Annotated in this window: 22 protein-coding genes and 1 pseudogene; 13 read left to right on the top strand and 10 right to left on the bottom strand. The window is 61.8% G+C overall.

The window, feature by feature from the left end; genetic code table 11:
- Position 1: 1 nt before the first annotated feature.
- Positions 2 to 727, top strand: coding sequence for an aminoacyl-tRNA hydrolase (pth, locus tag ACH196_RS25755; RefSeq protein ID WP_396649780.1), 726 nt, complete (start codon positions 2 to 4; stop codon positions 725 to 727).
- A gap of 6 nt (positions 728 to 733) precedes the next feature.
- Here pth and ACH196_RS25750 read toward each other — a convergent pair whose 3' ends face one another.
- Complete coding sequence (locus ACH196_RS25750) at positions 734 to 1,564, bottom strand: Ku protein (protein WP_396649779.1); 831 nt, start codon at positions 1,562 to 1,564, stop codon at positions 734 to 736.
- A gap of 137 nt (positions 1,565 to 1,701) precedes the next feature.
- Between ACH196_RS25750 and ACH196_RS25745 the strand changes: the two genes are divergently transcribed.
- The 4 genes from ACH196_RS25745 (at position 1,702) to ACH196_RS25730 (ending at position 4,516) form a co-directional block, all read left to right on the top strand.
- Entirely contained in the window at positions 1,702 to 1,953 is a 252-nt protein-coding gene (locus ACH196_RS25745; RefSeq protein WP_396649778.1) for a hypothetical protein, read from the top strand.
- Complete coding sequence (locus ACH196_RS25740; protein ID WP_396649777.1) at positions 1,934 to 2,383, top strand: PIN domain-containing protein; 450 nt, start codon at positions 1,934 to 1,936, stop codon at positions 2,381 to 2,383. Before ACH196_RS25745 ends, ACH196_RS25740 begins: the two co-directional genes overlap by 20 nt.
- 9 nt (positions 2,384 to 2,392) lie before the next feature.
- Complete coding sequence (gene ychF / locus ACH196_RS25735; protein ID WP_396649776.1) at positions 2,393 to 3,496, top strand: redox-regulated ATPase YchF; 1,104 nt, start codon at positions 2,393 to 2,395, stop codon at positions 3,494 to 3,496.
- A 123-nt stretch (positions 3,497 to 3,619) separates the two neighbouring features.
- Positions 3,620 to 4,516 (top strand): MBL fold metallo-hydrolase, encoded by an 897-nt coding sequence (locus ACH196_RS25730; protein WP_396649775.1) that lies wholly within the window; start codon positions 3,620 to 3,622, stop codon positions 4,514 to 4,516.
- Positions 4,517 to 4,607: 91 nt separating this feature from the next.
- Here the strand turns inward: ACH196_RS25730 and ACH196_RS25725 are convergent, their stop codons facing one another.
- A complete protein-coding gene (locus tag ACH196_RS25725; protein WP_396649774.1) occupies positions 4,608 to 5,138 on the bottom strand; it encodes a DUF1097 domain-containing protein in 531 nt (176 codons plus the stop codon).
- Between the two features lie 305 nt (positions 5,139 to 5,443).
- Here ACH196_RS25725 and corA point away from each other — a divergent pair, with 305 nt between their 5' ends.
- The 4 genes from corA to ACH196_RS25705 all read left to right on the top strand — a co-directional run bounded on the left by corA (position 5,444) and on the right by ACH196_RS25705 (position 7,901).
- Positions 5,444 to 6,418, top strand: a complete 975-nt coding sequence (corA, locus tag ACH196_RS25720; protein WP_396649773.1) for a magnesium/cobalt transporter CorA — start codon at positions 5,444 to 5,446, stop codon at positions 6,416 to 6,418.
- Between the two features lie 60 nt (positions 6,419 to 6,478).
- Positions 6,479 to 6,937 (top strand): MaoC family dehydratase, encoded by a 459-nt coding sequence (locus ACH196_RS25715; protein ID WP_396649772.1) that lies wholly within the window; start codon positions 6,479 to 6,481, stop codon positions 6,935 to 6,937.
- Entirely contained in the window at positions 6,934 to 7,401 is a 468-nt protein-coding gene (locus ACH196_RS25710) for a MaoC family dehydratase (RefSeq protein ID WP_396649771.1), read from the top strand. The genes ACH196_RS25715 and ACH196_RS25710 overlap by 4 nt, the downstream gene beginning before the upstream one ends.
- Positions 7,402 to 7,520: 119 nt before the next feature.
- Positions 7,521 to 7,901, top strand: a complete 381-nt coding sequence (locus ACH196_RS25705; RefSeq protein WP_396649770.1) for a pentapeptide repeat-containing protein — start codon at positions 7,521 to 7,523, stop codon at positions 7,899 to 7,901.
- Positions 7,902 to 8,023: 122 nt separating this feature from the next.
- Here ACH196_RS25705 and ACH196_RS25700 read toward each other — a convergent pair.
- Positions 8,024 to 8,200: pseudogene (locus tag ACH196_RS25700) on the bottom strand (IS3 family transposase); the annotation flags it as partial.
- Positions 8,201 to 8,226: 26 nt separating this feature from the next.
- Between ACH196_RS25700 and ACH196_RS25695 the strand changes: the two are divergent.
- Complete coding sequence (locus ACH196_RS25695) at positions 8,227 to 9,468, top strand: NADH:flavin oxidoreductase/NADH oxidase family protein (protein ID WP_396649769.1); 1,242 nt, start codon at positions 8,227 to 8,229, stop codon at positions 9,466 to 9,468.
- A 251-nt stretch (positions 9,469 to 9,719) separates the two neighbouring features.
- On the opposite strand, the gene ACH196_RS25690 is transcribed toward ACH196_RS25695, so the two are convergent.
- The 5 genes from ACH196_RS25690 to petA all read right to left on the bottom strand — a co-directional run bounded on the left by ACH196_RS25690 (position 9,720) and on the right by petA (position 14,421).
- Positions 9,720 to 10,265 (bottom strand): adenine phosphoribosyltransferase, encoded by a 546-nt coding sequence (locus ACH196_RS25690; protein WP_396649768.1) that lies wholly within the window; start codon positions 10,263 to 10,265, stop codon positions 9,720 to 9,722.
- A 62-nt stretch (positions 10,266 to 10,327) separates the two neighbouring features.
- Entirely contained in the window at positions 10,328 to 11,473 is a 1,146-nt protein-coding gene (locus ACH196_RS25685) for an alpha-hydroxy acid oxidase (RefSeq protein WP_396649796.1), read from the bottom strand.
- A 134-nt stretch (positions 11,474 to 11,607) separates the two neighbouring features.
- Positions 11,608 to 12,471, bottom strand: a complete 864-nt coding sequence (locus tag ACH196_RS25680) for a cytochrome c1 (RefSeq protein ID WP_396649767.1) — start codon at positions 12,469 to 12,471, stop codon at positions 11,608 to 11,610.
- 26 nt (positions 12,472 to 12,497) lie between these two features.
- The gene (locus ACH196_RS25675; protein WP_396649766.1) at positions 12,498 to 13,838 is read right to left on the bottom strand and encodes a cytochrome bc complex cytochrome b subunit; all 1,341 of its coding nucleotides are present in this window, start codon (positions 13,836 to 13,838) and stop codon (positions 12,498 to 12,500) included.
- Between the two features lie 19 nt (positions 13,839 to 13,857).
- Positions 13,858 to 14,421 carry a ubiquinol-cytochrome c reductase iron-sulfur subunit gene (gene petA, locus ACH196_RS25670; RefSeq protein WP_396649765.1) on the bottom strand — a complete coding sequence of 188 codons (564 nt, stop codon included), beginning with the start codon at positions 14,419 to 14,421 and terminating at the stop codon, positions 13,858 to 13,860.
- Between the two features lie 252 nt (positions 14,422 to 14,673).
- On the opposite strand from petA, the gene ACH196_RS25665 reads away from it, so the two are divergent.
- Genes ACH196_RS25665 through ACH196_RS25655 form a run of 3 tightly spaced genes read left to right on the top strand, consistent with a single transcriptional unit; the run spans position 14,674 to position 15,730 of the window.
- A complete protein-coding gene (locus ACH196_RS25665) occupies positions 14,674 to 14,970 on the top strand; it encodes a type II toxin-antitoxin system prevent-host-death family antitoxin (RefSeq protein WP_396649764.1) in 297 nt (98 codons plus the stop codon).
- Complete coding sequence (locus tag ACH196_RS25660; protein WP_396649763.1) at positions 14,967 to 15,389, top strand: type II toxin-antitoxin system VapC family toxin; 423 nt, start codon at positions 14,967 to 14,969, stop codon at positions 15,387 to 15,389. The genes ACH196_RS25665 and ACH196_RS25660 overlap by 4 nt, the downstream gene beginning before the upstream one ends.
- The gene (locus ACH196_RS25655) at positions 15,386 to 15,730 is read left to right on the top strand and encodes a cupin domain-containing protein (protein ID WP_396649762.1); all 345 of its coding nucleotides are present in this window, start codon (positions 15,386 to 15,388) and stop codon (positions 15,728 to 15,730) included. Before ACH196_RS25660 ends, ACH196_RS25655 begins: the two co-directional genes overlap by 4 nt.
- An 80-nt stretch (positions 15,731 to 15,810) precedes the next feature.
- On the opposite strand, the gene ACH196_RS25650 is transcribed toward ACH196_RS25655, so the two are convergent.
- Positions 15,811 to 16,125 carry a DUF6665 family protein gene (locus ACH196_RS25650; RefSeq protein WP_396649761.1) on the bottom strand — a complete coding sequence of 105 codons (315 nt, stop codon included), beginning with the start codon at positions 16,123 to 16,125 and terminating at the stop codon, positions 15,811 to 15,813.
- 8 nt (positions 16,126 to 16,133) lie between these two features.
- The gene (locus tag ACH196_RS25645) at positions 16,134 to 16,619 is read right to left on the bottom strand and encodes a GNAT family N-acetyltransferase (RefSeq protein ID WP_396649760.1); all 486 of its coding nucleotides are present in this window, start codon (positions 16,617 to 16,619) and stop codon (positions 16,134 to 16,136) included.
- Positions 16,620 to 16,660 lie beyond the last annotated feature (41 nt).

The raw sequence follows: 16,660 nt of genomic DNA, 5'->3' as shown, positions 1-16,660 counted from the left end.
CATGCTTGTCTTTGCTGGCCTCGGCAACCCGGGCGCGCAATATGCCAACAACCGGCACAATGTCGGCTTCATGGCGGCGGACGCGATCGCCCGCCGTCATGGCTTTTCGCCCTGGTCGAAGAAATTCCAGGGCCTGATCTCGACAGGCGAGATCGTCGGCGAGAAGGTGCTGCTGATCAAGCCGCAGACTTTCATGAACCTCTCGGGCCAGTCGGTCGGCGAGGCGATGCGCTTCTACAAGCTTCCCCCCTCGACGCTCACGGTGCTCTACGACGAGATCGAGCTCGCCGCCGGAAAAGTGCGGGTCAAGATCGGCGGAGGTGCTGCCGGCCACAACGGCATCCGCTCCCTTGACCAGCATGTCGGCAAGGATTTTCGGCGCGTGCGCATCGGCGTCGGCCATCCCGGAGTCAAGGAACTGGTGCACGGCCATGTGCTCGGCGATTTTTCCAAGGCGGATGGTGAATGGCTCGAGCCGCTGCTGGACGTTATTGCCAGCAATGCCGGCCTGCTGGCCAAGGGCAACGACAACGAATTCATGAACCGCGTCACGCTGGCGCTGCGCGACGCGCTGCCGCCCACCGGCGAACACGACCGGCCGCCGCCCAAGGCGCCGAAGCCGCAGAGCCACATCCGCCAGGCGCGGCCGCAGCAACCAGCACTCCAGGTGCCGGAAACCGGGCCAATGGCGGCGATGCTGAAGAAGCTATTCGGTAACAAAGGTTGATTGGCGTCACGCCGCCTTGCCGCGTCCTTTCTTCGCCGTGCCTTTCTCTCGCGAAATACCCTCCTGCGCCAGGCTCTTGCGCAGCACCTCTGCAAGGTTGACGACATTCTCCTTAGGCCGTGGCACGGGTTTCGGCGGCGTCTTGCCCTGCTGCTTGGCCCTGATCATCTCGATCAGGGCGTTCTCGTAAGTGTCCTCGAATTTCGACGGATCGAATTTCGTTGTTTTCTTGTCGATCAAAAGTTCGGCGATCTCGATCATTTCCGGATCGGTCTTCACCTTCTTCAGTCCGTCGAACACGCTGCCGGCCTCGACCATCTCATTGTGGTTACGCAGCGTCGTCATTAGCAGCGCATCGCCCTCCGGCTGGATCAGCACCTCGCGGCCGCGCTGGTAGAGTACGATGCAGGAGCGCGCCGCAGCCTTCTTTTGCCGCAGCGCCTCGCGGATCACCGCGAAGGGCTCGCGCGCCGCCGGGTCGGCGGGCACGACGTGATACGGCTTGTCGAGATAGCGCTGGTCGACCGCGTCGAGATCGACGAATTCATCGACCTCCAGCGTATGCTCGGAACTCAGCTTCAGCGCCTTGATCTCGTCGGGTTCCAGCAGCAGGAACTCGCCATTGTCGAGCTCATAACCCTTCACCTGGTCCTCGGTCTCGACCACCTTGTCGGTGCCCTCGTCGAGATAGGCGCTCTTCACCGGCTCGCGCGTCTTGCGGTTGAGGATGCGGAAATGAATCTTTTCGGACTCCGACGTCGCGCCGACCAGCTTGATCGCGCAGGCGACCGAGCCGAATTTCAAAAAACCTTTCCACACCGCGCGCGGAGCGACCATCGTACTCTTCCGTATTGACCAATTCCCTCGAACGGAAGGCAGAAAGATTTGTTCCGAGGCGCTGTCACAAAGCCATTTGCGATGCGGCACTCCGATAGTTATATTACACGAGGTTCGTGTTTTCGTGAGATCGTGAAATGAAGAACGTTACCATTTCAATGCAGGAAGATACGCTTCGCGACCTTCGCGTCGAAGCCGCCAAGGCGGGCAAGAGCGTTTCGCGATATGTTGCGGACATGGTTGAAGCCAACATCCGCAAACCTCCGGCCGCAATGCCGACCACCCGCAACGCCCAGATGGAGGCGCTCGAACGCATCCTGAGCGGCCCGAAATGGAGCGTAATGCGCGACGGTCGGATGCCTACCGCCGATGAGCGCAATGAACGCTAGGACATTCGTCGACAGCAACGTCTTTCTCTACGCGGCTGAGAAACGGGACATCGGCAAGTCGGAACAGGCAGGTTTGTGGCTACGTCATCTCCTGGCCTCTGGAAGCGGCGTCGCCAACCTCCAGGTCATGAATGAGATAACCAACGTCCTCATCAAGCGCGGCAGCATGAAACCGGAAACCGTCTTCACGATAGTCGATGGATTCTCCGCCTTCGGAATGTCCTCAATCAATGTTGAAACGGTTGCCGCTGCCCGGCTGTTGCATTTCCAATTCGGCTATTCCTGGTGGGACTGCGTGCTTCTGGCCTCGGCAATCGAAATGCAATGCCGCTATTTCTTGTCGGAGGACTTGCAGGATGGTCATCAACTCCATGGGTTGACGATCATCAGCCCCTTCCGGCATAGCCCACCGCAAATCGCACTCCACTAGGATATTCACATGGGTTTCAAATGCGGCATCGTTGGGCTGCCCAACGTTGGCAAGTCGACGCTCTTCAACGCGCTGACGCGCACCGCCGCGGCGCAGGCCGCGAACTATCCGTTCTGCACCATCGAGCCGAACACCGGCGAAGTGGCGGTTCCCGACCCGCGCCTGCAGAAAATCGCGGCGGCCGCGAAATCCAAGGAGATCATTCCGACGCGCATCTCCTTCGTCGACATCGCCGGTCTGGTGCGCGGCGCGTCGAAGGGCGAAGGGCTGGGCAACCAGTTCCTCGCCAACATCCGCGAGGTCGACGCCATCGTGCATGTGCTGCGCTGCTTCGAGGATGACGATATCACCCATGTCGAGGGCCGCATCAATCCGGTGGCCGACGCCGAGACGGTCGAGACCGAGCTGATGCTCGCCGATCTCGACAGCCTGGAGCGCCGCATCGTCCAGTTCCGCAAGCGCGCACAGGGCAAGGACAAGGAAGCGCTGACGGTGCTTCCCGTCATGGAGAAGGCGCTGGAACTGCTGCAGGAGGGCAAGCCGGCGCGCGTCATGCTTTCCGGCATCGCCGCCGAGGACCTGCGCACGCTCCAGGGCCTGAACCTGCTGACGGCGCATCCCGTGCTCTACGTCTGCAACGTCGCCGAGGCCGACGCAGCCACCGGCAACGAACACACCAGGGCGGTCGAAAAAATGGCCGCCGCGCAGGGCGCCCGCACCGTAATCATCTCGGCGGCGATCGAGGCCGAGGTGGCGCAGCTTCCAGACGATGAGGAACTGGAGTTTTTGGCCTCGATGGGGCTGGAGGAGCCGGGCCTGGACAAGCTGATCCGCGCCGGCTACGACCTCCTGCACCTCATCACCTATTTCACCGCCGGGCCGAAGGAAACGCGCGCCTGGACGATCTTGAAGGGCACCAAGGCCCCTCAGGCCGCCGGTGTCATCCACACCGACTTCGAGCGCGGCTTCATCCGCGCCCAGACCATCGCCTATGACGACTTCATCGGCCTCGGCGGCGAGGTCGCGGCCAAGGAGGCGGGAAAAGCCCGCGACGAAGGCAAGGAATATGTCGTGCAGGACGGCGACGTGCTGCTCTTCAAGTTCAACACGTAAGTGCCGGGGACAGTTTACTTAATTCCGCTTGCGCCAACTCTGAGGCGCCGCGTCTTTCTGCGGAAACAAAGTAAACTGTCCCCGGCATTCCGGCGGTCGCGAACCGGCAGGAGACACCGACCGATGACAAAACACCTGCGCGTCCTGCATCCTGCCAAAGGCATTCTGGCCTTCTACGACGGTCGCGTGGACGGCTACCGCTTCGCCGCGGGGCTGAACTGGGTCGATGACGGCGCCCTATCGCTCGGCATCGCCAGCTATGCGATCGTCGAGGGTGATGAAGCGCTGGTCTACGACACGCATGTCTCGGTCGACCATGCGCGGTTCGTCCGCAACACGCTGGAAGCGCTGGGCGTTTCGAAATTCACCGTTGTGCTCAGCCACTGGCATCTCGACCACGTCGCCGGAACGGCCGCCTTCGCCGATTGCGAGATCATTGCCAATCGGCGCACGGCCGCGCATCTCGCCAGCCGCAAGGCTGCCATCGAGGCAGGCACACTCGAAGGCCCACCGGCCATCGATCCGCTGATTCTGCCGACAAAATTGTTCGACGATCACCTGTCGCTGAAGATCGGCAATCGCGCGATTGAGTTGATCGAGTTGAACGTCCACAGCGACGACGCGACCGTTCTGTGGCTGCCGGAGCGGCGGCTATTGCTCGCGGGCGATACGCTGGAGGACACCGTTACCTATGTCGGCGAGCCCGAAAACTTTGACCGGCATCTCGAAGATCTGGTGAAACTGTCGGCGCTCGATCCGGCCTCCATCCTGCCGAACCACGGCGATCCGGACATCATCACCGGCGGCGGCTACGCCAAGACGCTGATCGCGGCGACCGAGGATTACATTCGCGCGCTGCAGCGCGCCGTGGACGAGCCGTCCCTGCGTGAACTCACGCTCAAGGAATTCGTCGCACCACAGTTGGACGCCGGCTGGATCCGCTACTTTGCTCCTTACGAAGACGTCCACCGCAACAACGTCGCGGCCGTACTCTCTGCGGCGCAAGCCGAACGGCAATAGGACGTCGCCGGGCGACGACATTCCTATCGTTCAAGCGGTCGATATTGGCTCCCGCGCCGGCGATATGCCGCCGGCGCGGAAAATATCTTCGTCAGGCCGCCGCCTTGTGCGACGAGCCGGCGAGCGCGCCGCCGAGCTTCTCGGAGACAAAGCCGAACAGCGCCCCGATCACCATCGACACGACGATGTTGATCAGCGCGTTGTCGACCACCGAGACCGTCAGCAGCGTGCCGAGCTTTCCGGCAAGCAGTGTATAGCCGGCGACGCAGGCGAAGCCGTAGACGGAGGACGGTATGCTTCCCAATGCAGGCACGTTCGCGCCGATAACCAGGATCGCGGCGCCGATGCCGACCAGTATGCCGGCGGCGATAGGGACGCCTAGGGAAGGCGCCAGCGAACCCAGCAGTATCAGCACGACCCACGCGACAACGGCGCCGAATATGTGCGCCGGAATGTTGGTCTTGAGCGCTGCCTGTGTGCCGCCGGAATGATAATAGGCGGCCCAGGCGACAAACCCTGCCCATATCTGCAGGCCCGCCATCCCCAGCGGCCCTACATACAGCCAGGTGGCGATCCCACCCAGCACACCAATGCTTATTGCAAGTGCAGTCAGTAGTGGCATTGCTTCCTCCCGAAGTTTTTGAAGTCGACGGCAATGTGGCAGCGCCAGGTTGCAGGTCGACTCGGTATTCGGTGCCCTCGAAGCAGCCTCATCTTTTGCGATGCCTGATCTTTGTGCAATCGTACTTTCGGTCGGACCGCAGCCGTTCGTCCGCCGATCGGACCGCTGGAGGTAAACCGTCGAAGTTGGGGCGACCGGACGCATGCCGACCGGCTTGACGGCGTGCGTCCGCGGGTCTATCCGGCCCCTGCACCCGGCGGGGCCGGCGTCGCGCATCCTCTCGGCTCAAATCAGGGAATCCGGCGATGATCAGAGCCTTCGTCATGGACAAGGACCGGCTGCGCCAGGTGCCGGACCTGTTCGACATGCACGAGAAGGTGGTGTGGGCCGACCTTGTAGGCCCCACCAAGGAGGAAGAGGCGGCGATCGAGAAATGGATCGGCGTCGACGTTCCGACGCGCGAGGAGATGGAGGAGATCGAGATCTCGTCGCGCCTCTATTCCGAGAACGGCGCCTATTTCATGACCGCGACGCTGCCCGCCCATGCCGATGGCGAAAGCCATGTCATGGGGCCGGTGACATTCGTGCTGGCGAAAGGCAAGCTGATCACCGTGCGCTATCACGAGCCACGCGCCTTCAAGACGTTTCCGATGCGTGCCGAGAATGCCGACCTGAACTGCATGGACGGCCAGTCGATCCTGATTGCCCTGCTGGAGGCCATCGTCGACCGGCTCGCCGACCTGCTGGAGCGCGCCAGCAGCGACGTCATCGACATTTCCCACCGCATCTTCCATCCGACCGAGAAGAAGGCGTCGATGCGCGACCTCGGCTTCCAGATCATCCTGCGCCAGATCGGCCGCGAGGAACTTTTCATCTCCAACATCCAGGACAGCCTGGTCAGCCTGCAACGCGTCGCCGGCTTCCTCGGCAACGTGACCATTGCCGATCCTCATGAGAAGGAACTGCGCGCGCGCGTAAAAACGCTGTCGCGCGATATCCTCTCGTTGACGGCGCATGCAGAATCCTTGTCGCAGAAGATCATCTTCCTGCTCGACGCGACACTTGGCATGATCAACATCGAGCAGAACGCCATCATCAAGATCGTCTCGGTGGCCGCCGTCGTGTTCCTGCCGCCGACGCTGGTTGCCTCGGTTTACGGCATGAATTTTGACATCATGCCCGAACTGAAATGGGAATATGGCTATCCGCTGGCCGTCGGTATCATGGTGCTGGCGGCGGTGCTGCCCTTCTGGTGGTTCAAGCGGCGCGGCTGGCTGTGACACTGGTCAGCGCCGCGTCCGTCTGCTAGGGCGGCCACGCAGTTCGCGAGAGGGCGCCGCATGACGGACAAGCGTTGGGCCTATGAGGATTTCGAGGTGGGCGCCTCTATCCCGCTGGGCAGCAAGCTGGTGACGGCGGAAGAGATCATCGAATTCGCCAGCGAGTTCGACCCGCAACCGATGCATCTCGACGAGGAAGCCGGCAAGGCGAGCATCCTGGGCGGGCTCTCGGCATCAGGCTGGCACACCTGCGCCATCTTCATGCGCATGATCTGCGACGCCTACCTGCTCGACTCCACGTCGCAGGGCGCGCCCGGCGTCGACCATGTCAAATGGCGAAAGCCGGTGCTTGCAGGCGACACGCTCACCGGCCGCAGCACCGTCACGGCGCGGCGCCTGTCGCAGTCCCGCCCTGCGCTTGGTTTCGTCACCTTCCGCTTCGAACTCTTCAACCAGAACGGCGAGACCGTGTTCGATATGCAAAACACCGGCATGTTCCTGCGGCGGGCCGCCGGATGACCCTCGACGAATACCTTCAGGTCGGCGTGACGGTGTCGATCGGCGCCTACAGCTTTTCGCCGGAGGCCATAAAAGCCTTCGCAGTCAAATACGACCCGCAACCCTTTCATGTCGACGAGGCCAAGGCGGAAAGCAGCGTCTTCGGCCGCCTCTGCGCATCGGGCTGGCAGACCGCGGCCGCCTGGATGAAGTGCAATCTCGCCACGCCGATCAATGATGGCCGCCCCTGGCAAGGCGAAGGCCCGGAGCCGGAATTCGGCCCCTCCCCCGGCTTCAGCAATTTGAAATGGCTGAAACCGGTCTATGCCGGAGAGACCGTGTCCTACACCCGCAAGATCCTCGGCCACCGCCCGATGGCCAGCCGGCCCGGGTGGCGGCTGGTGTCGCTGCGTTCGGAAGGGTTTGACTCGACCGGCGACAAGGTGATCGAGTTCGACAGCGCGGTGCTGGTGAAGGTGGAGTAGAGCCGGATCGACGGATCGTCACCGGGAACAGAATTGCCAATTCTATTCCCGGAACAGTGGCATTTGATGTCGCTATCCGGCACTCTTGGATACAGATCAATTGTCGGAAGGAGATTGCAGTGAGTGAATCTGCGGAAGGCAATCCGTTTGACGGGCCCCAAATGCGTGGGGTTCACTACAAGCGGGCCGATATTTCGGGCGCTAATTTCGATGGCGTAAACCTCGAAGACGCGCGGTTTCACGCGGTTTTGACCAAGGCGAAATTCATCGACACCAATTTGAGCAAAGCGGATTTTGACGATGTCAACCTTGCGGATGCGCGCTTCAACAACGTAAATATGTCCGGAGCCGCCATCACGAATGCAAACCTATCGAGATTGACCATCAGCGGCGTCACGCTGGCGCACTCAAACATCGAAGACGCAGATTTGGCCGGGTTTCGGATCAATGGTGTTCTCGTAACCGATCTATTTGACGCCTATGAACGTGGGAACGGTTGAAGACTAGCTGTCGCGTCAACAGTGAACGAAGTTCGAAACGGCCTTTTCGCAGAGGTTTGAAACAAAAATCGTAGTATTCTGTTTCAACGTCCTTTGGTCTGGGCTGACCTGCCGCTGAAGTTTCATCCAACATCGATTAGAGCCTTGCCGGTTTGTGCTACGCCGAATGGCGCGGAGAGAGCAACCGGCGGAGGCGCGGAGCCGTTAAATAGCGCAGCGCTGTAGCCGGTTGCGGTGAGGTTTGCGGCGAAAGCCGCCGGGGTCTGGTATCCGAGCGAGGAATGCGGCCTCGTCGTGTTGCGGTGCCGCGCGTTTTCGGACAAAAATGCAAGCCGGAACCCTGGTCGTGGAATTGCTAATGCAACACCGTGCGACTCTGTTCGAACCGCTGCAACTGCCTTGCGGTTTGACCCTGAAGAATCGGGTCGCGAAGTCGGCAATGTCGGATTGCCTGGGTGACGGAACCGGCCATCCGACAGCGGAACAGATCAGGCTGTATCAGCGCTGGGCCGCAGGCGGGACGGCCGTATCCATAATCGGTGAGGTGCAACTGACCGCCGGCTACGCCGAGAATCCCGGCAATCTGGTCCTTGACGAAGCTTCCGACCTTCACCACTTCCGGCAACTTGCCCGACATGGCGGCGAAAACGGCACCACACTCTGGCTGCAACTCGGTCATGCTGGTGCACTTGCATACGCGCCGACCAGTATCCCCAAAGGCCCGAGTGCCCTCGATCTGCCCGGGTTACGCTGCCTGGAAATGACCTTGGACGAAATTCGTCAATTGCCCTCGCAGTTTGCCAGGACCGCTTCGTTCGCCCAGCAGGCCGGCTTCGGCGGTGTACAGATTCACGCGGCGCACGGATATTTGCTTAGCCAGTTCCTTTCGCCATTGTTCAACAGGCGGAGCGACCAATACGGAGGGGCAATCGCCAACCGTATGCGTCCTCTGCTGGAGGTTATTGAAGCCACTCGCATAGCCGTCGGGCCAGATTTCCCCATCGCCGTGAAACTCAATTCCTCGGACCAGCTCGAGGGCGGGTTCGACAACGAAGACGCGCTCGAGGTGGCGGCAGCGCTTGACCGGTCTTCGGTTGACCTGATCGACATCAGCGGCGGGACCTATTTCCCCGGAGCAAAGTCCGCCTCCGACGGAACGGGACGCGGGCCATACTTCCTCGAGTTTGCAAAGCGCGCCCGCGCGGTAACGACCAAGCCCCTTATGCTGACAGGCGGTTTCAAGACGCGCGCGCAAGCCGAGGACGCAGTGGCAAGCGGTGCGGTTGACATTGTCGGTCTTGCGCGCGCGCTCGTCCTTGAGCCTTCACTTGCCGACCTCTGGAAAGCAGACCGGAAACCTGAGCCGTTCTTTCCCAGATTCTCCGATGCCCCTGAGCGAGGAATCACCGCGTGGTACACGATGCGGCTGGCCGAGATCGCCGCTGACAAGGAAACACCGGTTTTTGGCGATCTCGGGCAGGCAGTCCGGGACTACGAGGCACGCAACAAATCTCGAACAAAAGTCTGGTTGCGTCACTTTGCCAATGATGCCGTCGGACAAACCTGAATGGTGATCCGCGGCTATGTGATCTTTTCCGATTCCGTACGGGCTCGTATCTCGGGACGAGGATCGACGTGGCTTACATCGCCACTCGCGAATGTCCGGGCGAGCCGGGAGTTATCTGACAGTACGGGATGAGATGATTGGCAGCCTGACGGTTCCAGCTCCCATCCCGAGGTATGAGCCCTCATCGAGCGCGCAGAACTTGGCACGAAGTTCGGCGGGCGAGCCTCGAAAGACGCACCCAACCAGCACCCTCAATGCCCTTCGAACGCAATCAGCGTCCTGACCGGCACGCCGAGCGCCTCCAGCTTCGCCCGCCCGCCGAGGTCGGGCAGGTCAATGACGAAACACGCCGCGACGATGTCGGCGCCGATCTGGCGGAGCAGTTTCACCGCCGCCTCGGCCGTGCCACCGGTGGCGATCAGGTCGTCGACCAAAATCACTTTCTCGCCCGCCGCCACGCCGTCCTTGTGCATCTCCATCTCGTCGATGCCGTATTCCAGGCTGTAGGCGACGCGCACCGTCTCGTGCGGCAGTTTTCCTTTCTTGCGGATCGGCACGAAGCCGGCTGAAAGCTGGTGGGCGATGGCGCCGCCGAGGATGAAGCCGCGCGCCTCGATGCCGGCGATCTTTTCGATCTTGGTCCCGGCATAGGGATGCACCAGTTCGTCGATGGCGCGGCGGAAAGCGCGCGCATTGCCGAGCAGCGTGGTGATGTCGCGGAACAGGATGCCCGGCTTCGGATAGTCGGGGATCGTGCGGATCGAGGCGATGAGCGCGTCTTCGAGGGAAGGTTTCATGATCTGCACTCCATGCCCGGCTTTTGTGGCCCGCCGGCGCAAAAAAGGAAATAGCGCCGAGCTTACCGGAAACGCAGATTGGCGCGCGAAAGCGCGCCGACGGATTTCGCGCCCATCAGCTTCATGCCACGCTCGATCTCAATGTGCATGAGATCCAGCGCACGCTCCACGCCCGGCTGCCCGGCGGCGGCGAGCGGAAAGAGGTAGTAGCGGCCGACGCCGACCGCCTTGGCGCCCAGCGACAGCGCCTTCAGCACATGGCTGCCGCGCTGCACACCGCCATCCACGATCACGTCGATCCGGTCTCCGACGGCGTCGACGATCTCGGCCAGTTGGTCGAAGCCGGCGCGCGATCCGTCGAGCTGCCGTCCGCCATGGTTGGACAGCACGATGCCCGTGCAGCCGATATCGACCGCCCTCCTGGCGTCCTCGACCGACATGATGCCCTTGAGGCAGAACTGTCCCGACCACAGGCGCACCATCTCGGCGACATCGTCCCAGGTCATCGACGGGTCGAGCATTTCGGTGAAATAGCGGCTGATCGACATGGTGCCGCCGCCCATGTCGACATGCTCGTCGAGTTGCGGCAGCTTGAAGCTTTCATGGCTGAGATAGTTCAGCGCCCAGGCCGGCTTGACGGCGAATTGCAGCACGCCGGCGAGGTTGAGTTTGAAAGGGATGGCGAAGCCGGTGCGCTTGTCGCGCTCGCGGTTTCCGCCGGTTATGCTGTCGACGGTCAGCATCATCACCTCGACCCCCGCCTGCTTGGCGCGCTGCATCATCGCCCGGTTCAGGCCACGGTCCTTGTGGAAATAGAACTGGTAGACTTGCGGGCCGCCGCTGATCCGGCGCACCTCCTCAAGGCTGACCGTGCCGAGCGAGGAGACGCCGAACATCGTGCCGTATTTGGCCGCCGCCCCGGCGACGGCGCGCTCACCCTGGTGGTGGAAGAGCCGCTGCAAAGCGGTCGGCGAGCAATAGACCGGCATCGCCAGCTTCTGGCCCATCACGGTCACCGACATGTCGACCTCGGCGACGCCGCGCAGCACGTTCGGCACGAGGTCGCAATGTTCGAAACTTTCCGTGTTGCGGCGATAGGTGACCTCGTCGTCGGCGGCGCCGTCGATGTAGTTGAAGATCGGACCCGGCAGACGCTGCTTCGCCATGCGGCGGAAATCGTGGAAATTGTGGCAATCCCTGAGGCGCATCAACATGTCAGGCTCGCTGTTCGCCGGCGTTTTTCAAAGTCCTTCACGGCCAACGTGATACCTCGACCTGAAGCGCACGAAAAACCCGGCCAAACAAAAGCTTGGCCGGGTTTCATGATTCTTCGCGTTGACGTTCAGTGCGGAACCGAGGCCCACACCCTCTTCTTGGTGAGATACATCAGCACGCCGAACAGAACCAGGAAGGCGAGCACGCTGAAGCCGGTCTGCTTGCGCGCGGCCAGATGCGGCTCCGCCGCCCACATCAGGAACGATGCGACGTCGCGCGAATACTGGTCGATCGTCTGCGGCGCGCCGTCGTCATAGGTGACCTGCCCGTCGGTGATCGGCTGCGCCATCGCCAGGGATTTTCCGGCGATGAAAAACGGATTGTAGTGCGTGCCTTCCGGGATGGTCATGCCGGCCGGCGGCTCATGACCGTAGCCGGTGATCAGCGCATGGATATAGTCCGGGCCACCCTGGGCATATTGCGTGAAGATGTCGAAGATGAACTGCGGGAAGCCGCGCTCGACGCCGCGCGCCTTGGCGAGCAGCGACATATCAGGCGGAGCCGCGCCGCCATTGGCGGCAGCCGCAGCCTGCTCGTTCGGGAACGGCGAAGGGAAGTAATCGGACGGGATGCCCGGCCGCTCGAACATGTCGCCGGCGTCGTTAGGCCCGTCCTGGATCGTGTATTCGGCGGCGAGCGCCTTCACCTGCGCTTCCGAATAGCCGAGCTCCTCCAGCGTGCGGAACGCCACCAGATTCAGCGAATGGCAGGCCGAGCAGACTTCCTTGTAGACCTTGAAGCCACGCTGCAACTGCGCCTTGTCGTACTTGCCGAACGGGCCGGCAAACGACCAGTCCATCTGCTCCGGCTTGTGGATCGGGAAATGCGTCGGCTCGGCCTCGTTGTGGCCTTCCTCCTGCGCATGGGCCGCGCCGAGCGAGCAGGCTATCGCGAAGGAGAGCGCGGCAAAGCCCTTGAGAATCGTTTTCATAAAAATCCCTCTCGCGATTCTCTGGCTCAGCCCTTGGTGTCCGGCGCAGCAGTTGCGCCCGCCGGATGCCCGGACCCACCCTTGTTCTTCGCCAGCACCGCCTCGGTGATCGAGTTCGGCATGCGGCGCGGTGTCTCGATCAGGCCGAGCACCGGCATGATGACGATGAAGAAGGCGAAGTAGTAGAGCGTTGAGAGCTGAGCGTAGCCAACGTAATTACCTCTGAACTCACCTATGAGAAGCGTCAGCAGTCCGCCGCCTTCGGCCGGCCGCGAGCCGAGCCAGCCGAGGAAGATGGCGTTGGCGACGAACAGCCAGAAGAACAGCTTGTACCAGGGCCGGTAGACCGCCGAGCGCACCTTGGAAGTGTCAAGCCATGGCACGACGAACAGCACCGCGATTGCGCCGAACATGGCGAGCACGCCGCCCAGCTTGGAGTTGATCGGCCCGATGTTGAAGGTGATGGCGCGCAGGATCGCGTAGAACGGCAGATAGTACCATTCGGGCACGATATGGGCAGGCGTCTTCAGCGGGTTGGCTTCGATGTAATTATCGGGATGACCGAGATAGTTCGGGATGTAGAAGACGAAATAGGCGAACACGGCGAGGAACACGATCATTGCGAACCCGTCCTTGATGGTCGCGTAGGGCGTGAATGCCACGGTGTCGGTCTTCGACTTGACTTCGATGCCCGTCGGGTTGGTCTGGCCGACAACGTGCAGCGCCCAGACATGCAGCACGACGACGCCGGCGATCATGAACGGCAGCAGGTAATGCAGCGCGAAGAAACGGTTCAGCGTCGGGTTGTCGACGGCGAAGCCACCGAGCAGCAGTTGCTGGATCCAGTCGCCGACCAGCGGAATGGCGGTGAAGAAGCCGGTGATGACGGTGGCGCCCCAGAACGACATCTGGCCCCAGGGAAGCACGTAGCCCATGAAGCCGGTCGCCATCATCAGCAGGTAGATGATGCAGCCAAGAATCCACAGCAGCTCGCGCGGCTGTTTGTAGGAGCCGTAATAGAGGCCGCGTGCGATGTGGAGATAGACGGCGATGAAGAAGAACGACGCGCCGTTGGAATGCAGGTAGCGCAGCAGCCAGCCGGAATTCACGTCCCGCATGATCTTCTCGACCGAAACAAAGGCGAGCGTTGCGTCGTTGGCGTAGTGCATTGCCAGCACGATGCCGGTGAGCATCTGCGCCACCAGCATGATCGAAAGGATGCCGCCGAAGGTCCAGGCGTAGTTCAGGTTGCGCGGCACCGGATAGGCCACGAAGGAATCGTACACCAGCCGCGGCAGCGGCATGCGCGAATCGATCCACTTTTCGATGCCGGTCTTCGGCGTATAGGTCGAGTGTCCACCGCTCATGATGTTTTCCCCTGGACCGTCAGCCGACGCGGATCTTGGTATCGGAAATGAACGAGAAGACCGGCACGGCCATGTTCTCGGGCGCCGGGCCCTTCCGGATACGTCCGGAAGTATCGTAGACCGAGCCGTGGCACGGGCAGAACCAGCCGCCATACTCACCTTGCTGGCCGAGCGGGATGCAGCCGAGATGGGTGCAGACGCCGACCATCACCAGCCAGTTTTCCTTGCCGGCGCCGGCCGACCGGTCGATGTCGGTCGCCTGGGCATCGGAAGCCAGGTTGGCGTTGCGCGCCAGCGGATCCTTGAGTTCGTCGAGCGGAACCTTCTGCGAAGATTCGATCTCTTCCGGCGTGCGGTTGCGGATGAACACTGGCTTGCCGCGCCACTTGACGGTCAGCGACATGCCCGGCGTCAGCGAGGAAACGTCGACCTCGACGCTGGAAAGCGCAAGCGTGGAGGCATCCGGCCGCATCTGGTCGATGAACGGCCACGCTACTGCGCCGACGCCGACGACACCCGCCATGCCGGTTGCAATATAGAGAAAATCACGGCGTGAGGGATCGATGGTTTCGTTAGCGCTCACGGAACTGGCATCCTTTCGCCTTACCCCTTGCCGGCGGCGAGCCTGGTCCCGCTCATGGCCGGCCCCTCCTCGCGTAGCGAAACGGGCTGGCGAAATCCTCCGGCATTCGGGGTTGGTTTATGCGTGAAGCCACCGCTTGTCCAGACGGGCGAAGGCGGGACGGCAGATTGTCGCGGGCACGGGCCGAAAGCCCGGAATTTGACGCCCGGGAACAAATGTAGCATTGTTGCTACACCACGCTGGAAGCGAGCAATGAATGCACCCTCAAGAATGCCGACGCTAATGTCTAGCCGTGAATTCAATCAGGACACTGCGAAAGCCAAGCGGGCGGCGGCGAAAGGCCCTGTCTTCATTACAACACGTGGAGAACCTACGCATGTGCTGCTGACGAAGGAAGAGTTCGACCGCCTGGAGAAAGCCGAAGCACCTCCAAAAAAGGAGTTCAGGAACCTTGCGGAGGCTCTTGCCGACCCTCGCCCAGAAGCCGACTTCGATTGGGAGCCGCCGAGGATGGGCGGATTCTCGCTCAAAGTTCCCGATTTTGAATGACCTTCCTGCTGGACACAAATGTCATCTCGGAGATGCGCAGACCCGAGCGGGCGGCATTGCCAGTGCTTACCTGGGTGAGCGCGCAGGCCGAAGAGACGCTCTGGTGTTCGGTGATTTCGATCCTTGAACTCGAAATGGGCGCCTTGCAGGCGCTGAGACGCGACAAGCTCAAAGGCACGATGCTGCGAAGCTGGATCGACGAGCGTGTGCTGCCCCGCTTTCAGGACCGAATCGTCGCAATCGACACCGTGGTTGCCCTCAAATGTGCAGCCTTGCATGTGCCCGATCCCAAACCGGACCGCGATGCCTACATCGCCGCCACCGCCCTCGTACACAACCTGACTGTCATCACACGCAACACGAGGGACTTCGCGTCGACCGGCGTCAAGCTCTTCAATCCCTGGGAGGTCGCGACATGAGCATCGTCACCAGGGCCGAGGATTGGCTCACCGATCTCGCCGGCTTTCACGGCGAATGGGAGGGGGCGGCGCACGACGCCGGCATCTGCGTCATCGCCAACCGCATCGACGGACCCGGCGGCGGGCCGAGGCTGCACAAGCATCCCTACCCTGAAGTCTTCGTCATCAGGCGCGGAACCGCTCTGTTCACGGTCGGGGCGGAAAAGATCGAAGCCAAGGAAGGTGCGATCCTGGTGGCACCAGCCGGCACACCACACAAATTCGAGAATCGCGGTCCCGGCCCGCTGGAAACCATCGACATCCACCAGAACGGCAGCTTTGTCACCGAATGGCTTGAATAGATTCGACTTTCGGCAGGCATTTTTCTGCGAGAGGTTTCCGCGTCGTGGCGCATCACGTCTCGGGAGCCGTGCAGATCGGCCTACTTCGCCCCTAGCCGCACCAGCACCTCTCGCGGGATACGATATTCACGGATAACGTCGTCATGGCGTTTCAGCCCGCAAAGCTCGCGCTGCACGAAATACGCATAGACCGCTTCGGCCGCAATCCGCACCAAGGCGACGCGCTCGTCGGCATCACCTTGGTGCGCGTGAAGCCGCGCCATGATCGCCTCGACCTTGCGGCCCGCCGTTCCGAGCGACGTCGCCATCTCGGCGACGATCTCGTAGTCGAGTACATCGAGGCCGGTCCTGCCGCGCGTCGCAAGGTCGCTACTGCCGGGAAGTTTGAGCGACATTGCCCGAACTACTCCCTGGCGCGCGCCATCGCGATGGACCGCGCCAGCCGCATCCTGTGCGTCGCTACGTCATCGCCGTCCAGGCGTTCGAAGCCGAGCGCTTCGTAAAATCCGAACGCCGTCTCGGGCGAGCGTGTATTGAGCACGGGAAAATGTTTTTGCGCCTTGTCGATGGCGCTCCAGACAAGCTGCCGTCCAACGCCGTTCATACGATGCGCGGCACCGACATAGAGATGCCGCACGCGGCCCTCACGACGACCCGCGACATAGGGATCGACGTTGAGCCCGCAGACTCCCGCAAGCTCATTATCCAGCCAGGCCCCGAACAGCGCCTCGCCGCGCTTGGAGAACCGGTTGCGGCCGTCCTCCCAATTGTTGGCGAGGGTGACAAGCATCCAGAATCCCTCTTTCCGGCTTTCCTCCACCAACGCGGCGAAAGCCTCATGACCTGGGTCGAGGCGCTTGATCTGATAGCGTGGTGTGCGGGCCAGCATGGCTTCGCTCCATGAAATTTGCATGTGGGTAAATGGGCATC

The organism is Mesorhizobium sp. IMUNJ 23232 (assembly GCF_044326205.1).
Taxonomy (GTDB): Bacteria; Pseudomonadota; Alphaproteobacteria; order Rhizobiales; family Rhizobiaceae; genus Kumtagia.
This window is presented reverse-complemented; position numbering and strand designations above follow the sequence as displayed.

Excerpts from the sequence above, each read along its gene's own strand:
- corA (WP_396649773.1), top strand. The coding sequence starts at position 5,444 with ATGATCAGAGCCTTCGTCATGGACAAGGACCGGCTGCGCCAGGTGCCG.
- ACH196_RS25725 (WP_396649774.1), bottom strand. The coding sequence starts at position 5,138 with ATGCCACTACTGACTGCACTTGCAATAAGCATTGGTGTGCTGGGTGGG.
- ACH196_RS25710 (WP_396649771.1), top strand. The coding sequence starts at position 6,934 with ATGACCCTCGACGAATACCTTCAGGTCGGCGTGACGGTGTCGATCGGC.
- ACH196_RS25655 (WP_396649762.1), top strand. The coding sequence starts at position 15,386 with ATGAGCATCGTCACCAGGGCCGAGGATTGGCTCACCGATCTCGCCGGC.
- ACH196_RS25660 (WP_396649763.1), top strand. The coding sequence starts at position 14,967 with ATGACCTTCCTGCTGGACACAAATGTCATCTCGGAGATGCGCAGACCC.
- ACH196_RS25650 (WP_396649761.1), bottom strand. The coding sequence starts at position 16,125 with ATGTCGCTCAAACTTCCCGGCAGTAGCGACCTTGCGACGCGCGGCAGG.
- ACH196_RS25730 (WP_396649775.1), top strand. The coding sequence starts at position 3,620 with ATGACAAAACACCTGCGCGTCCTGCATCCTGCCAAAGGCATTCTGGCC.
- ACH196_RS25715 (WP_396649772.1), top strand. The coding sequence starts at position 6,479 with ATGACGGACAAGCGTTGGGCCTATGAGGATTTCGAGGTGGGCGCCTCT.
- ACH196_RS25690 (WP_396649768.1), bottom strand. The coding sequence starts at position 10,265 with ATGAAACCTTCCCTCGAAGACGCGCTCATCGCCTCGATCCGCACGATC.
- ACH196_RS25685 (WP_396649796.1), bottom strand. The coding sequence starts at position 11,473 with ATGCGCCTCAGGGATTGCCACAATTTCCACGATTTCCGCCGCATGGCG.
- ACH196_RS25695 (WP_396649769.1), top strand. The coding sequence starts at position 8,227 with ATGCAAGCCGGAACCCTGGTCGTGGAATTGCTAATGCAACACCGTGCG.
- ACH196_RS25745 (WP_396649778.1), top strand. The coding sequence starts at position 1,702 with ATGAAGAACGTTACCATTTCAATGCAGGAAGATACGCTTCGCGACCTT.
- ACH196_RS25645 (WP_396649760.1), bottom strand. The coding sequence starts at position 16,619 with ATGCTGGCCCGCACACCACGCTATCAGATCAAGCGCCTCGACCCAGGT.
- ACH196_RS25750 (WP_396649779.1), bottom strand. The coding sequence starts at position 1,564 with ATGGTCGCTCCGCGCGCGGTGTGGAAAGGTTTTTTGAAATTCGGCTCG.
- ychF (WP_396649776.1), top strand. The coding sequence starts at position 2,393 with ATGGGTTTCAAATGCGGCATCGTTGGGCTGCCCAACGTTGGCAAGTCG.
- ACH196_RS25740 (WP_396649777.1), top strand. The coding sequence starts at position 1,934 with ATGAGCGCAATGAACGCTAGGACATTCGTCGACAGCAACGTCTTTCTC.
- ACH196_RS25680 (WP_396649767.1), bottom strand. The coding sequence starts at position 12,471 with ATGAAAACGATTCTCAAGGGCTTTGCCGCGCTCTCCTTCGCGATAGCC.
- ACH196_RS25665 (WP_396649764.1), top strand. The coding sequence starts at position 14,674 with ATGAATGCACCCTCAAGAATGCCGACGCTAATGTCTAGCCGTGAATTC.
- pth (WP_396649780.1), top strand. The coding sequence starts at position 2 with ATGCTTGTCTTTGCTGGCCTCGGCAACCCGGGCGCGCAATATGCCAAC.
- ACH196_RS25675 (WP_396649766.1), bottom strand. The coding sequence starts at position 13,838 with ATGAGCGGTGGACACTCGACCTATACGCCGAAGACCGGCATCGAAAAG.